This is a genomic window from Pseudonocardia cypriaca, assembly GCF_006717045.1.
GTDB lineage: Bacteria > Actinomycetota > Actinomycetes > Mycobacteriales > Pseudonocardiaceae > Pseudonocardia > Pseudonocardia cypriaca.
This window is the reverse complement of the sequence record NZ_VFPH01000002.1, coordinates 1,101,815-1,115,614: the sequence shown is the minus strand read 5'-3', so window position 1 is coordinate 1,115,614 and position 13,800 is coordinate 1,101,815. Positions and strand designations below refer to the sequence as shown.

The 13,800-nt window shown below is 74.9% G+C and carries 14 protein-coding genes; 7 read left to right on the top strand and 7 right to left on the bottom strand.

Going from position 1 to position 13,800, the window contains the following annotated elements; genetic code table 11:
• Positions 1 to 37 precede the first annotated feature (37 nt).
• On the bottom strand, positions 38 to 1,006 hold the full coding sequence (locus tag FB388_RS22860; protein WP_142104248.1) for an ABC transporter substrate-binding protein: 969 nt from the start codon (positions 1,004 to 1,006) through the stop codon (positions 38 to 40).
• Between the two features lie 252 nt (positions 1,007 to 1,258).
• Between FB388_RS22860 and FB388_RS22855 the strand changes: the two genes are divergently transcribed.
• Complete coding sequence (locus FB388_RS22855) at positions 1,259 to 2,236, top strand: endonuclease/exonuclease/phosphatase family protein (protein ID WP_142104247.1); 978 nt, start codon at positions 1,259 to 1,261, stop codon at positions 2,234 to 2,236.
• On the opposite strand, the gene FB388_RS22850 is transcribed toward FB388_RS22855, so the two are convergent.
• Together FB388_RS22850 and FB388_RS22845 are read right to left on the bottom strand one after the other, a co-directional pair.
• Positions 2,225 to 2,638: a bleomycin resistance protein gene (locus FB388_RS22850; protein ID WP_142104246.1), complete on the bottom strand. Its 414-nt coding sequence runs from the start codon at positions 2,636 to 2,638 to the stop codon at positions 2,225 to 2,227. The two genes, FB388_RS22855 and FB388_RS22850, sit on opposite strands and share 12 nt — an antisense overlap.
• A gap of 2 nt (positions 2,639 to 2,640) precedes the next feature.
• Positions 2,641 to 3,846, bottom strand: a complete 1,206-nt coding sequence (locus FB388_RS22845) for an FAD-dependent monooxygenase (RefSeq protein WP_170225790.1) — start codon at positions 3,844 to 3,846, stop codon at positions 2,641 to 2,643.
• Between the two features lie 64 nt (positions 3,847 to 3,910).
• Between FB388_RS22845 and FB388_RS22840 the strand changes: the two genes are divergently transcribed.
• From FB388_RS22840 to ptsP, 4 genes are read left to right on the top strand one after another with little or no spacing between them, the layout of a single operon-like run.
• A complete protein-coding gene (locus FB388_RS22840) occupies positions 3,911 to 4,531 on the top strand; it encodes a TetR/AcrR family transcriptional regulator (protein ID WP_142104244.1) in 621 nt (206 codons plus the stop codon).
• A gap of 37 nt (positions 4,532 to 4,568) precedes the next feature.
• Positions 4,569 to 5,570, top strand: coding sequence for a dihydroxyacetone kinase subunit DhaK (dhaK, locus tag FB388_RS22835; RefSeq protein ID WP_142104243.1), 1,002 nt, complete (start codon positions 4,569 to 4,571; stop codon positions 5,568 to 5,570).
• On the top strand, positions 5,570 to 6,217 hold the full coding sequence (gene dhaL, locus FB388_RS22830) for a dihydroxyacetone kinase subunit DhaL (RefSeq protein ID WP_142104242.1): 648 nt from the start codon (positions 5,570 to 5,572) through the stop codon (positions 6,215 to 6,217). Before dhaK ends, dhaL begins: the two co-directional genes overlap by 1 nt.
• Positions 6,214 to 8,655, top strand: coding sequence for a phosphoenolpyruvate--protein phosphotransferase (gene ptsP / locus FB388_RS22825; protein WP_246122303.1), 2,442 nt, complete (start codon positions 6,214 to 6,216; stop codon positions 8,653 to 8,655). Before dhaL ends, ptsP begins: the two co-directional genes overlap by 4 nt.
• Before the next feature lie 87 nt (positions 8,656 to 8,742).
• Here the strand turns inward: ptsP and FB388_RS22820 are convergent, their stop codons facing one another.
• The 4 genes from FB388_RS22820 to FB388_RS22805 all read right to left on the bottom strand — a co-directional run bounded on the left by FB388_RS22820 (position 8,743) and on the right by FB388_RS22805 (position 12,539).
• The gene (locus tag FB388_RS22820; RefSeq protein WP_211362178.1) at positions 8,743 to 9,255 is read right to left on the bottom strand and encodes a flavin reductase family protein; all 513 of its coding nucleotides are present in this window, start codon (positions 9,253 to 9,255) and stop codon (positions 8,743 to 8,745) included.
• Positions 9,256 to 9,416: 161 nt separating this feature from the next.
• On the bottom strand, positions 9,417 to 10,481 hold the full coding sequence (locus FB388_RS22815) for a sigma-70 family RNA polymerase sigma factor (RefSeq protein ID WP_142104241.1): 1,065 nt from the start codon (positions 10,479 to 10,481) through the stop codon (positions 9,417 to 9,419).
• Positions 10,482 to 10,630: 149 nt separating this feature from the next.
• Positions 10,631 to 11,056 carry a D-aminoacyl-tRNA deacylase gene (gene dtd / locus FB388_RS22810; RefSeq protein WP_142104240.1) on the bottom strand — a complete coding sequence of 142 codons (426 nt, stop codon included), beginning with the start codon at positions 11,054 to 11,056 and terminating at the stop codon, positions 10,631 to 10,633.
• A gap of 10 nt (positions 11,057 to 11,066) precedes the next feature.
• Positions 11,067 to 12,539: a DUF7782 domain-containing protein gene (locus FB388_RS22805; protein WP_142104239.1), complete on the bottom strand. Its 1,473-nt coding sequence runs from the start codon at positions 12,537 to 12,539 to the stop codon at positions 11,067 to 11,069.
• Between the two features lie 109 nt (positions 12,540 to 12,648).
• Between FB388_RS22805 and FB388_RS22800 the strand changes: the two genes are divergently transcribed.
• A complete protein-coding gene (locus FB388_RS22800) occupies positions 12,649 to 13,224 on the top strand; it encodes an HhH-GPD-type base excision DNA repair protein (protein ID WP_142104238.1) in 576 nt (191 codons plus the stop codon).
• 163 nt (positions 13,225 to 13,387) lie between these two features.
• Positions 13,388 to 13,786, top strand: coding sequence for an ArsR/SmtB family transcription factor (locus tag FB388_RS22795; protein ID WP_142104237.1), 399 nt, complete (start codon positions 13,388 to 13,390; stop codon positions 13,784 to 13,786).
• Positions 13,787 to 13,800: the final 14 nt, after the last annotated feature.

The window sequence follows — 13,800 nt, the reverse complement described above, 5'->3', positions numbered from 1 at the left end:
GTGATTACACGCAACCCTATCGGGCACGCGGCGGGGCTCACACCACCTTGCGGGCGGACGCGAGGTGCCCGGCCACCTCGGTCATGTACGCCGCCTGAGCTGCGTAGTCCATGCTCGCGAACACCCAGGGGTAGACCTGGCGGGCCTGCCCGGCGGGCGTCCGCGCGAACGTCGGATGCGCCATGATCTGCTCCGCGCTCATGTCGTCGATCTGCGACTCGAGCAGGACGTCGGCGGGCAGCGAGCCGACGTTCTCCCAGCTCACGATCTGCCAGTAGTAGCCGGTGCCGCCGGGGTCGACGAACCGGACGCCGAGATCGGCGAACGCGGTGAGCGTCGGGTCGTGCGGGGCCTTCGCCACGTAGAGGCCCTCGGCGGGGTAGGCGGCAACCACCAGCACCTGCAGCCCGGACGCCGCCGCGGCCCGCAGCCGGTCGGCCGCCGCGTCGTACTCGGCGCGGGCCTCCGTCACCACGGCCGGATCGGCGCCGATCGCGAGCGCCAGCTGCGCGGTGCGGTCGATCACCTGCACGGCCGACCCGTCCATCGTGACCGCCACGATCGGGGCGATGCGGGCGACGGCCTCCTGCTGGGCGAGGTCGGCGAACCCGTACAGCGGGGCCTGCTGGTCGATCGTGCCCGCGGCGTCGACGGGGTAGGCGTGCGTGACGATCAGGTCGGGATCGGCGGCGGCGAGCGCCTCCAGGTCGATCTGGCCGTACATCGGCCCGAGCTCGGCGACGCCGGACAGGTCGCGCCCCGCGAACCGCTGGTCCTGGCTGATCCCGGTGTAGCCGAACGCGGCCACCGGCTTGATCCCGTAGTTCCACAACGACGCGACAACGTCGGTGAGCCCGGCGATCCGGGTGGGCCGCTGGTCGAGCGTGACCGTGCGGCCGAGGTCGTCGGTGAACGTCCAGCCCCCGGTGCCGGTGGCGGCGGGCGCCGCCGTGGAGCACGCCGTCACGGTGAGCAGGCCGGCGAGGATCAGCCCGAGCAGTCGCATCGAAGGTCTCCTGAGCTATGGAAAGCCTCACCTTAATCGGGGGTGCGCGAGATCCTCCCCACCGATGTCAGCAAAGCCACCTTGCTGACCCCACGCGTCAGCAAGGTGGCTTTGCTGACATCCAGTGCTGGAGCGATAGCCTGGCCGCGCCCGAGCGTAGTCGCCGGCGAGGAACCGGCACCGCGGCGTGGACGTTCACCTGGTGCCCGCCGACGCGACGCCGGGCCCCACCGAGAGAGGATGCGGCACTCCATGGCCCTGGTACCGCTGGTGACCGCGCTGGTGCGCCCGCTCGTCCCGCGGAGCCTCCGACCCCGGGTCGCGGAGAAGGTCTACACGGCCCAGCTGCTCGCGCAGGGCGGCCCGGCCACGTTCGCGGCGGTCGTGCAGGCGTGGCGCCCGCACGTGGCCGCCTCCGCGCTGGTGGGGGCCGCGGTGCTGGCCACCGGCCGCCGCACCCGCTCGCTCGCGGCAGGCCTCGCGGCGGCGGGGCTGGCCGCCGGCGCGCCGGTCGTGCATCGGGCGGCCCGGCGACCGGGCGCGACGCCGGGACCGGGTGACGTCACCGTCCTCACCGCGAACGTGTGGCACGGGCAGGCCGACAGCGGTGCCCTCGCCGCGGTGGTGGCCGACGAGCGCCCGGACTTCGTGGTCCTGCCAGAGGCGGGTGCCGACTTCCGCGACAAGCTCATGCCGCTGCTGGCCGGGCTCGGCTACCGGGCGTGGGTCGCCTCGGGTGGCAGGCACCGCGACGGACACGACGTCGTCCTGCTCGTCGGCGAGGGCGCGGGTGACGTGCGGGTCCAGCCCGGCCGGGGGCTCCGGCTGCCGCACCTGGAGGTCACCGGCGGCATCCTGGGCGCGCGCACCCTCTACGCCGTGCACCCCACCGCGCCGATGTCGCGCAGCAGCACCGCCTGGTGGCACGACGAGCTCGCGCTCATCGGGAGCTGGTGCGCAGGCCCGGTGGAGCCGCTGGTGGCGGGCGACTTCAACGCCACGTTCGACCACCCCGCCCTTCGTGCGGCGCTCGGCCGCTGCCGCAGCGCCGCCGACGGCACGGGGCGTGGCCTGGTCGGCACGTTCCCGGCCGGGGTGCCCCGCTGGCTCGGCATCCAGATCGACCACGTGCTCGTGCCCGCCGCGGCCGTCACCACGCGGTTCGACGTGCTCGACCTCGCCGGCACCGACCACCGGGCCGTGCTCGCGCGGGTGCGGCTACCCGGCTGACACCTGACCCACGCGCACGGCGTTGCCGGCGGTGTCGATCACGGTGAACTCGCGCATGCCCCACGGCTTGTCCTCGATCTCGTGGAGCCGCACCAGCCGTTCGCCCGAGGCGACCCTGGCCCGGAGCTCGGCCGTCAGCTCCGGCGTGAGCCCGGACGCCGGGGCCGGGTAGAGCACGCCCTGGCGGGTGAGCTCGGCGCGCAGCGAGTCGTAGAGGGCCTGCGGGTCGGTGGTCCGCAGGTAGATGCTCCCGGCGGTGAGGTGCGGGTCGTGGTCGGGGAACCAGGACAGGTGCAGCTCGGTCGTCGGCGTTCGCCCCATGATCACGTAGCCGTCGTACCGCGACTCGACCCGGAAGCCGAGCAGGGCGTAGAACCCGACCGCCTCGTCGAGGTCTCCCACTGTCAGGATCGGGACTGCTCGTTCTCCCGTGCTCGCCATCCCGACATGCTCCCACCGCGCGGTGGGGTGAACCGGTACTGGGCCGCCAGCGAGCGCACGGCGAGGGCCCGGGGCACGCAGCCCAGCAGTGCGTCGCGCAGCCTTCCGCGCCAGCCGGTGAGTCCGAGCAGCCGGTGCATGCGGCGGCACTCGCGTTGCAGGGCGGACGTGCGCGGCCCCCGCAGCGCGTCGTACTCCCGCAACGCGGCCGGCACGTCGGCCGCTGAGGTGCCGTCGAGCAACGCGCCCAGCGTGACGGCGTCCTCGAACGCCTGGCAGGCGCCCTGTCCGAGGTCGGGTGTCATCGCGTGGGCGGCGTCGCCGAGCAGCGCGACGCGGCCGATCGCGAGGGTGGGCAGCGGGTGGACCAGCTGCGCGGTCTCCACGACGTGCACGGTGTCGGCGGGCGTCGCGTCGACGAGCGCGACGGCGGCCGGGTGCCATCCGGCACGGCGTTCGCGCAGCCACCGATGCCGCTGCGTGGGATCGGCCGGGGCGGGGTCGTGCCAGGTCGCGTACCAGTAGACGCCGCCGTCGGCGAGCGGCAGGCAGCCGAAGCGGTCGCCGGTGCGGTGGTCGACGAGCTCGCCGACCGGCAACGCCACACCGGTCGGCGGGGCGGGGGCGATCGCCCGTGCCGCGAACTCGCCCGATCCCGCGAGACCGGGATGCCCGGGCAGCAGTCCGGCACGCAGCCTGCTGCGGGCCCCGTCGGCGACGACCACGGCGTCGGCGTGCACGGGGCCCCCGCCCGTTCGGAGCTCGACGTGGTCGCCGGCGTCGCGCAGCGCCGTGACGGGGGTGTCGGTGAGCGCCGTGCCCGGCGCGAGCGCGTCGACGAGCAGGCCGTGCAGCCAGGAGCGGCGTACGACGACGACCGGCGCGCCGATGCGCTCCCGCACGGCGGCCAGGTCAGCGGTGAGCAGCGGTCTCCCGTGCCGGTCGCGCATCCCGCCCCCGGCGTCGAGCGGGCCGGCCTGCGCCCGGACCGGCGCGCCCAGCCCGAGCGCGTCGAGCGCCAGTACGCCGTTGGGCATGATCCCGATACCGGCCCCCGTCTCGCGCAGCGCCGGCGCCCGCTCCAGCACGGTGACGGTGTGCCCGGCGCGGTCGGCGGCCACCGCCGCCGCCAGCCCGCCGAGCCCGGCCCCGATCACCACGACGTGCATGACTCCCCCTCTACATCTGTAGAGTCGAGCGTAGTTCACCTGACGCGACAGACGTAGAGGGAAGATGGCGGACCGCAGAACCCTGATACTCGACGGTGCCCTCCACATCCTCGCCGAGCACGGCATGCGCGGGCTCACCCACCGCGCCGTCGACACCGCCGCCGGCATCCCACAGGGCAGCACGTCGTACTACTTCCGCAGCCGATCCGCGCTGGTCGCGGGCTGTGTCCAGCGGTTGGTGGAGCTCGACCTCACCACCGAGGGGCCGCTCGTCGCCGCCGTCGGGCGCGACGGTCGCGGGCTGGTCGACGTGCTCGTCGGTGCCGCTGTCTCGTTGATCACCACGCAGCGGCACCGCACGGTGGCCCGCTACGAGCTGAGCCTCGCCGCGACGCGCGATCCGCAGCTGCTGGAGGAGTTGACGCGGGCAGGCGACACCATCCGGGCGCTCGTCGCCGACCTGCTGCGGGCGCTGGGTGCCACCGACCCGACCCGGTCCGCCGAGGAGCTCGCGGCCACGCTGGACGGGCTCCTGTTCACCGCGCTCGTCCGGGGCCCGCACGAGCCGTCCGCGCTCGCGGCCGCGCTCGGTCCGGCGATGGAGCGAGCCGTGCGGGCCCAGCCGGGCGTAGCCCTACCCCCGGCCATCCCAAGGGACGTGGCGCAGGACACGCAGGAGTCGTAGGGTCCGCGTGATCGTCCCATCGCTGCGGAGGGCCGGCGTGAAGAAGCTGATCAATGATCCTGCCGACGTCGTCACCGAGGCCTTGAGCGGCATCGCCGCGGCCCATCCAGATCTGCGCGTCGACCTCGACCACAAGATCGTGTACCGGGCGGACGCGCCGGTGCAGGGAAAGGTGGGGCTGCTGTCCGGTGGCGGCTCGGGGCACGAGCCGCTGCACGGCGGTTTCGTCGGACCCGGAATGCTCGACGCCGCCTGCGCGGGCGAGGTGTTCACCTCGCCGGTGCCCGACCAGATGCTCGAGGCCACGCGCGGCATCGACGGCGGCGCGGGCGTGCTGCACATCGTGAAGAACTACACCGGCGACGTCATGAACTTCGAGATGGCAGCCGAGCTCGCCGCCGCCGATACCGGCGTCGAGGTCGTCTCCGTCGTGACGAACGACGACGTCGCCGTGCAGGACAGCCTCTACACGGCGGGCCGGCGTGGCGTCGGCGTCACCGTGCTGGTGGAGAAGCTGGCCGGTGCCGCTGCCGACGAGGGCCGCGACCTCGCCGGGGTGGCCGCCGTCGCGCGGCGGGTCAACGAGGCGGGCCGCAGCATGGGTGTGGCGCTCACCTCGTGCACGGTGCCGGCCGCCGGTCGGCCGACCTTCGACCTGCCCGAGGACGAGATGGAGATCGGCATCGGCATCCACGGCGAGCCGGGCAGGCGGCGGGTACCGCTCGCGCCGGCGCGCGAGGTGGCGGAGATGCTGGTGGAGCCGATCCTCGCCGACCGCGACTTCACCGGTGACGGCGGTGCGCTCCTGTTCGTCAACGGGATGGGCGGCACGCCGCTCCTGGAGCTGTACGTGATGTACCGCGAGGTCTCCCGGATCCTCGCCAAGGCCGGGGTCTCCGTCGCCCGGTCGCTGGTGGGGCCGTACATCACCAGCCTCGAGATGGCCGGCTGCTCGGTCACGCTGCTCCAGCTCGACGACGAGCTGCTGCGGCTCTGGGACGCACCGGTCCGCACGCCCGGCATGCGGTGGGGCGCCTGATGGCCGCGCCCGACCAGTTCGCCGCGATCGACGCCGCCGCGATCGAGCGCTGGATCCGCGCGTTCGCGGCCGCGGTCGCCGAGAACGAGCAGGAGCTCACCCGGCTCGACTCGCCCATCGGTGACGCCGACCACGGCGCCAACATGAACCGCGGCCTCAAGGCCGTGGTCGCGAAGCTCGACGGAGGGTCCACGGGCGGTCCGGGCGCCCTGCTGAAGCAGACCGGGATGACGCTGGTCAGCACGGTCGGCGGTGCGAGCGGCCCGCTCTACGGCACGTTCTTCCTGCGGATGGCCACGGCGATCGGTGACGCCGACACCGTCGACCAGAAGCTGTTCGCCGCGGCCCTGCGGGCCGGCGTCGACGGTGTGGTCGCCCGCGGCAAGGCCGAGGCGGGGGACAAGACGATGTACGACGCGCTCGCCCCCGCCGTCGACGCCCTCGACGCCGCGTTCGGAGGGGAGGACACCGCGGGCGCGCTGCAGGCGGCCGCCGACGCCGCCGCGCAGGGTCGCGACTCCACCACGCCGATGCAGGCCCGCAAGGGCCGCGCGAGCTACCTGGGCGAGCGCAGCGTGGGCCACCAGGACCCCGGGGCGACGTCGGCGGCCCTGCTGCTGCAGACGGCAGCGGACACGCTGGCGTGAGTTCCCTCGTGGGGCTCGTCGTCGTGTCCCACAGCCGCGCCCTCGGCGAAGCAGCCGTGGCGTTGGCCAGGGAGATGGCGCCGGGGGAGCTCGCGATCGAGGTGGCCGCTGGGCTCGACGAGACCACGTTCGGCACCGACGCCGTCGCCATCGCCACCGCGATCGGGGCGGCCGACTCCGGCTGCGGCGTCGTCGTGCTGATGGACCTCGGCAGCGCCGTGCTCTCCGCGGAGCTGGCCCTCGACCTGCTCGACGACCCCGACGCGCGCGACCGCGTCCTGCTGTGCCCGGCGCCGCTGGTGGAGGGGCTCGTCGTCGCGGCGGTGACGGCGGCGGGCGGGGCCGACCGGGACGAGATCGCCGCCGAGGCCTCGGCCGCGCTCGGCGGTAAGCAGGCGCAGCTGGGCGGGCCCCCGGAGGCACGTCCCGCCGAGGTCGCGGAAGCCGGGCCCACCTCCGAGTTCACCGTCGCCAACGCCCACGGGCTGCACGCGCGCCCCGCCGCCCGGCTCGCCGCCCTCGTCCGGGGCCTGGACGGGGCGGAGGTCCGCGTCCGCAACGCGACCACGGGCTCTGACTGGATCCCCGCCGCGAGCCTGGCCGGGCTGACCGCACTGGGCGCGCTCTCCGGGCACCGGGTCGAGATCAGCGCGAGCGGGCCGGGCGCGGGCGCCGCCGTGGACGCCGTGCTCGCGCTGGCCTCCCGGCACTTCGACGAGTCCTCGGCCCCGGCACCGCCCGCCCCGTCGTCCTCGACCGGCGGCGGGCCGCTCCCCGCGTCGCCCGGGATCGGCATCGGGCCGAAACGCGCGGCCGAGCCGCCCGCCCCGGTCGTGCCCGATGAGCCCGCCGCCGACCCGGCCGTCGAACGCGAGCGGCTCGACGCGGCACTGCCCGCGGTCGCCGCGGAGATCACGGCCGCTCGCGACGTCGCCGCGCGTGAGCTCGGGAAGGAGGAGGCCGCGATCTTCGACGCCCACCTCCTGCTGCTCGACGACCCCGCACTGCTCGCCGACGCACACGCCGGGATCGACGGCGGGGCGTCCGCGCCGCGGGCCTGGTCCGACGCGGCGGAACGCGTCGCGGCCGCGTGGGAGGCCGTGCCCGACCCCTACCTCGCGGCGCGCGCCGCCGACGTGCGCGCCGTCTCCGTGCAGGTGCTGCGGGCGCTCGTCGGAGGCCCGGCCCTCGTCCCGGTCGATGACGGTGGCCCCGCGGCCGTCCTCGTGGCCAGGGACCTCACCCCCGCGCAGGCCGCCGCGCTGGACCCGGAACGGGTGGCGGGCGTCGTGCTGGCCGGGGGCAGCCCCACCGCCCACAGCGCGATCCTGCTGCGCGCCCGCGGCGTGCCGGCGCTCGTCGCGGCCGGGCCGGCCGTGCTCGACGTACCGGACGGCACGCCGATCGTCGTCGACGGCGCCGCGGGCGAGCTGGTCGTCGACCCCGCACCCGACGTGCTGGCCGCCTTCCGGGAGCGAGCAGCCGCCCAGGCGGAGCGGGAGTCGCAGGCCCGCGGGCAGGCGGCGGCACCGGCCGTGACGCGCGACGGCGTCTCCGTGCTCGTCGGGGCCAACGTCGGCTCGCCGGCGGACGCGGCGCAGGCCGCGGCGTCCGGGGCCGACCTGGTGGGGCTCCTGCGCACCGAGTTCCTGTTCCTCGGCCGCACCGAGGCGCCGGACGTCGACGAGCAGGAGGCGGCGTACCGCGAGGTCGCCGCGGCGCTCGGGGGCCGCCGGATCACGCTGCGCACGCTCGACGTCGGCGGCGACAAGCCGCTGCCCTACCTGCCGCTCCCGGCCGAGGCCAACCCGTTCCTCGGGCTGCGCGGCATCCGACTGGCCGACGGGTTCCCCGGCCTGCTCGCCGACCAGCTGCTGGCCGCCGTCCGCGTGGCGCACGAGACGCCGGTGAGCCTGATGTTCCCGATGGTCGCCGCGCTCGACGAGCTGGTCGCGGCCCGCCGGGCCCTCGACGCCGCGATCGCCGCCGAGGGAAGGGGGACACCGCCCGGCCTGCAGGTGGGGATCATGGTGGAGGTGCCCGCCACGGCGCTCAAGGCCGCCGCCTTCGTGCCCCACGTCGACTTCTTCAGCATCGGCACCAACGACCTCACCCAGTACGCGCTCGCCGCCGAGCGGGGCAACCCGGCGCTCGCGGCGCTCGCCGACCCCCTCGACCCCGGCGTGCTCCGCCTCGTCGACGCCGTGTGCCGGGCAGCGGGGGAGCGGGTCCTCGTGGCGGTGTGCGGCGAGTCAGCCGCCGACCCCGTGGCCGCGCAGCTCCTCGTCGGCCTCGGAGTGCGCGAGCTGAGCACGGCCCCACCCGCCGTTCCCGCGACCAAGCAGACGGTCCGCGAGCTGGACGTCTCCCAGGCGGCCCACCGCGCCTCGGAGGCCCTCACGGCCGACGGCCCGGCCGCCGTCCGCCACCCCCGCTGACACCGCGACTCGCGCGCACCCACACCGCGACTCGCGGGGAAGACCCGCGAGTCGCGGGCTGGGTGTACGCGAGTCGCGGTCTGGGTGTCAGGTCTGCGGGGGATCGGCTGTGACGCCGTAGCGGCCGCGGTAGTACAGCAGGGGGAGGCGGGCGGGGGTGGCGCCCAGGTCCAGGACGCGGCCGACGGCGATCGTGTGGTCGCCGCCGTCGTACTCGTTCCAGAGCGTGCAGTCGATCCAGGCGCTGACGCCGTCGAGGACGGGCGCGCCGGACGGGCTCGGGCGCCATGGCACCCCGTCGAACTTGTCGACGCCGTTGCCTGCTGAGCGGGCGAAGCCGACGGAGAGCTCCTGGTGGTCGGCGGCCAGCACGTTGACGCAGAAGGTGTCGGCCTCGCGGATCCGCGGCCAGGTGGTGGACGAGCGGGCGGCGGCGAAGCTGACCAGCGGCGGGTCCAGCGACAGCGAGGCGAAGGACTGGCAGGTGAAGCCGATGGGGCCGGCGGGGGTTGCCGCGGTGACCACGACGATCCCGGACACGAAGTGGCCGAGGACCTCCCGCATGACGGCGGGCGAGACGGGTCCGGCGGGTGCACCCATGGCCCGAGCCTAGGCGGTGACTCGTTCGAGTGAAGTCCGAACGTCGCCGGTGTGCCCCGGCCGGGATGTCGCCGTGGAGCCGGTACACAGTGCGCTGGCCGGCGCCACCCGGCTCACGGGGAGCCCATTCGGGTGGCGCCGGTCAGGTCGTCCGGGGTGGTTCAGCTGGCGTAGGCCCGCAGCCGGTCGGCGCGCTCGCCGATCCGCAGTTTGGCCATGACCTCGCGCTCGATCTGCCGCACGCGCTCCCGGGAGAGCCCGAACCGGCGGCCGATCTGGTCGAGGGTGCGCGGCTGGCCGTCGTCGAGGCCGTAGCGCATCCGGATGACCTGCTGCTCGCGCTCCTCGAGGGTGGCGAGCACGCGACGCAGGTCGTCGTGCAGCAGGTGCGAGATCACCGTGGTCTCGGCGTCGGCGGCCTCGCCGTCCTCGATGAAGTCGCCGAGCGGCGCCTCCTCCTCGGCACCGACCGGCATGTCGAGGCTCACCGGGTCGCGGGCGTGGTCGAGCAGGTCGGAGATCTTGTCCTCGTCGATGCCCGACTCGGCGGCGAGCTCCTCGTGGGTGGCGTCGCGGCCGAGCTTCTGGTGCAGGTCGCGCTTGATGCGCGCCAGCTTGTTGACCTGCTCCACGAGGTGGACGGGCAGGCGGATCGTGCGGGCCTGGTCGGCCATGCCGCGCGTGATCGCCTGGCGGATCCACCAGGTGGCGTAGGTGGAGAACTTGAAGCCCTTGGTGTAGTCGAACTTCTCGACGGCCCTGATCAGGCCGAGGTTGCCCTCCTGGATCAGGTCCAGCAGCGGCATGCCGCGGCCGGTGTAGCGCTTGGCCAGCGACACGACGAGGCGCAGGTTGGCCTCGAGCAGGTGGTTGCGGGCCCGCCGGCCGTCGCGGACGATCGCGCGCAGGTCGGCCGCGTACTGCTTGTCGAGCTCGCCGGGCGCGGCCTCGTCGAGCACGTGCTGGGCGAAGACGCCCGCCTCGATGCGCTTGGCCAGCTCGACCTCCTGCGCGGCCGTGAGCAGCGCAGTCTTGCCGATGCCGTTGAGGTAGACGCGGACCAGGTCGGCCGCGGGGCTCTGGGCGTCGAGGTCCTCGGCGGAGATCTCGGGGGTGATCTCCTCGGGACGGTCGCCGAAGGTGGTCTCCAACGGGTCGGAGTCGGTACGCTGGCCCGGGATGGCGGGCCGGGCAGTCTTCGGCCCGTTGATGGTGGGCGCTGTCATGGTGGTCCTCCCCTTACGCGACCCGGGCGGGGCGTTGGCTTCAGCTGCCGCCGGGGCTCTCAATGGGGGTCAACGCACCCTTCGCTCGTATCGTTCCCGGGTCGCCACTGTGCGCTCGTGCACTCTCAGCGTGCCCTCAGCGGCACGGCTTACACCTCGACGAGCACGGTGAACGGGCCGTCGTTCACCGACTCCACCGCCATCATCGCGCCGAACACCCCCGTGGCCACGGGGGCACCGCGCTCCCGCAGCGCCGTCACCACCGCCTCGACCAGGGGCTCCGCCTGCTCCGGTGGGGCGGCTGCCGACCAGGACGGGCGCCTGCCCTTGCGGGTCTCCCCGTAGAGGGTGAATTGGCTCACCACCAGCAGTGGGGCGCCCGCCTCCGCACAGGACACCTCGCCGGGGAGGATCCGCAGCTCGTGCAGCTTGCGGGCCATCACGGGCACGGCGGCCTCGGTGTCGTCGCGGTGCACGCCGAGCAGCACGAGCAGGCCGGGCCCCTCGATCTCGCCGACCACCTCGCCGTCCACGCGAACCGCTGCGTGCGTCACTCGGGCGGCCACCGCTCTCATGTGGCGGCCCTCACGCCGGCACCAGCACGCCGTGCCGGACGAACTCCCGCACGGCGGGCAGGGTCGCGGCCACCAGCTCGTCGGCCGGCCGGTCGTGCGCGAAGGCCAGCAGGTCCACGAGCTCGCCGAGCGCGAGCGCCCCCTGGCAGCCGGCCAGCAGGGCGGCGGCCGGGCCGTCGACCTCGTGGCGCCAGCGCGGCCCGTCCAGCCGGGCGACGGCCGCGCCGACCTCGGTCCACCCCTCTGCACCCGGCTCGGCGTAGGTCTCGAGCACCACCGACGGCGCGACGGTCAGCGGCGCGGCGAGCAGGGCGTCGTCGCGGGCGTGGGCGCGCAGCCAGTCGACGCGGTCCAGCCAGCCGGCGGTCTCCGGGCCCAGCGGGTCGGCGACGTCCCCGAGCAGGTCCTCGAACACGACGGTCGGCTCCCCGTCGGTCCGCCGGACGGTGAGGAACCCGAACCCGACGGCCTCGACGCGCTCGCGCTCCATCCAGTCCAGCCAGGCGCCGGCCTGCCGGCGCGCCTCCGGCGAGGCGAGGTCGAGGCCGGCGTCGCGCTGCCACGTCCCGACGTGCAGAGCGGGGTCCGAGACCTCCCGCTGCACGATCCACGCGTCGACGCCCGCCGGGAGCCAGGACCGCACGCGGTCGGGCCAGTCCTCGCCCCGCACGTGCAGCCACGAGCCGAGCAGCTGCGCGACGCCACCCGGTTCCAGGTAGTCGGGCAGGGCCCGCAGCAACGCCGCGAGGGCGGCGTCGCCGTCCTGGCCGGAGTCGCGGTAGACGTAGTCGACGCGCGCCGGTCCCGGCACGAACGGCGGGTTGGACACGATCTGGTCGAACCGGCGCCCCCGCACCGGCTCCAGCCATGGCCCGTCGAGGAGCTCGACGTCGAGGTCGTTCAGCGCGAACGTCGCCCTCGCCATGGCGAGGGCCCGCGGCGCGACGTCCGTGGCCGACACCGCCGCCGCGTGCCGCCCCGCGTGCAGGGCCTGCACGCCGCAGCCGGTACCCAGGTCGAGCAGCGACCCGACCGGTCGCCGGACCGTGGCCGCGGCGAGCGTGAGCGACGCGGCACCCACCCCGGTGACGTGGTCGCGTTCCTGGCGGCGGGCGTCGAGGTCGGACAGCACCCACCAGTCGCCGTCCTCGTCCCCGTACGGCCGCAGGTCGAGCGCGGCCGTCCAGCCCTGCCCCGACGGCGCGAGCAGGCCCGCGGCGGCCGCGTCGGCGGGCGCCAGCGGTGCGAGCGCGGCCGCGACGGCGGCGTCCGGCTCCGTCGAACCGAGCAGCAGCAGGCGCACCAGTACACCGAGCTCACCGCCGTCGCGGCTGGCGCGGAAGGCGGGCTCGAGCTCGCCGCGCCCGAGCGCGGCGTGCGCGGACGGGCCGAGCAGCTCGCGCACGCCGTCGGTGGTGTAGCGGGAGCGCAGCAGCGCGGTGCGCAGCGCGTCGGCGGCGGCCGGGGAGAGATGGGGAACCACGGGGAGATCCTCCCCGTGGGTTCAGGAAAGCCACATTCAGGGCCTTGCAGTACAGGAACGTGGCTTTCCTGAACTCCGGCGGGCCGGGCAGCGGCGCTACCCTCCGGTCGTGGCCCTCTGTCTCGCCCAGGACGCCGACGCCGACGCGTTGCTCGACCGCGACCCGCTGGCCCTGCTGATCGGCATGCTGCTGGACCAGCAGTTCCCGATGGAGCGGGCGTTCGCCGGTCCCGGCCTGATCGCGCAGCGCCTCGGTGTCACCGAGCTCGACGCGCGCGAACTCGCCGCGTACGACCCGGAGGCGCTCGTGCAGGTCTTCCGCGGCCCGCCGGCGGTGCACCGCTACCCGGGCTCGATGGCAGGGCGGGTGCAGGCGCTCGCAGCCGCGATCGTCGAGCAGTACGACGGCGACGCGTCCCGGATCTGGAGCGACGTCGACGACGGGCGGGAGCTGTTCCGCCGGCTCGCCGCGCTGCCCGGCTTCGGCAAGCAGAAGGCGCAGATCTTCACGGCGCTGCTGGGCAAGCAGCGCGGGATCACCCCGGCGGGGTGGCGGGAGGCCGCCGGCGGCTACGGCGAGGAGGGCGTGCACCGCTCGGTCGCCGACGTCGTCGACGCCGCGTCGCTCGCCCAGGTCCGGGAGTACAAGCAGGCGAAGAAGGCGGCTGCGAAGGCGGGAGGCTAGTGCCCCCCTCCGGAAGGCCGGTGCGTATATCGACGGATCCAGGTTTTCGTTGGGTGCGCCGGGGGGCCGGCCTCGTATTGGACATACTCGGCCGGTTCGCCGGTGCGCCCAGCGGGAAGCTGGGCCGTCGAGATGTGCGCCGAACTTCCGGAGGGGGGCACTAGTGCATCGGGTGCCCGAGACCCGCCGGGACGCGCGGGTCATCGACCCCGACCAGGTGTGCGACGCAGCGGCCGTACTGGCCGACGCCGCACAGCTGCAGCACTCGGCCGCCGTGCTGGACGCGCTCGGCGACGTCAACCGGCTCAGCATCCTGCTCGCGCTGCACCACGCCGGTGACCTGTGCGTCTCGGACCTCGCGTTCGCCGTCGGGATGAGCGACAGCGCCGTGTCGCACGCGCTGCGGCTGCTGCGCGCGCACGGGATGGTGAGCGCCAACCGGCAGGGCAGGCTCGTGCGCTACCGGGTCACCGGCGAGCTCACCACCCGGCTGCTGGACGTCGTGTCCGAGGGCGTGGTCGGGGACGTCGTGCTGCACGCCCATGGCGACGATCACCGCTGAACGATTGAAGGACT

Coding starts and splice junctions, on each gene's coding strand:
- FB388_RS22860 (WP_142104248.1), bottom strand. CDS start 1,006: ATGCGACTGCTCGGGCTGATCCTCGCCGGCCTGCTCACCGTGACGGCG.
- FB388_RS22855 (WP_142104247.1), top strand. CDS start 1,259: ATGGCCCTGGTACCGCTGGTGACCGCGCTGGTGCGCCCGCTCGTCCCG.
- FB388_RS22845 (WP_170225790.1), bottom strand. CDS start 3,846: ATGCACGTCGTGGTGATCGGGGCCGGGCTCGGCGGGCTGGCGGCGGCG.
- FB388_RS22840 (WP_142104244.1), top strand. CDS start 3,911: ATGGCGGACCGCAGAACCCTGATACTCGACGGTGCCCTCCACATCCTC.
- dhaL (WP_142104242.1), top strand. CDS start 5,570: ATGGCCGCGCCCGACCAGTTCGCCGCGATCGACGCCGCCGCGATCGAG.
- FB388_RS22820 (WP_211362178.1), bottom strand. CDS start 9,255: ATGGGTGCACCCGCCGGACCCGTCTCGCCCGCCGTCATGCGGGAGGTC.
- FB388_RS22815 (WP_142104241.1), bottom strand. CDS start 10,481: ATGACAGCGCCCACCATCAACGGGCCGAAGACTGCCCGGCCCGCCATC.
- dtd (WP_142104240.1), bottom strand. CDS start 11,056: ATGAGAGCGGTGGCCGCCCGAGTGACGCACGCAGCGGTTCGCGTGGAC.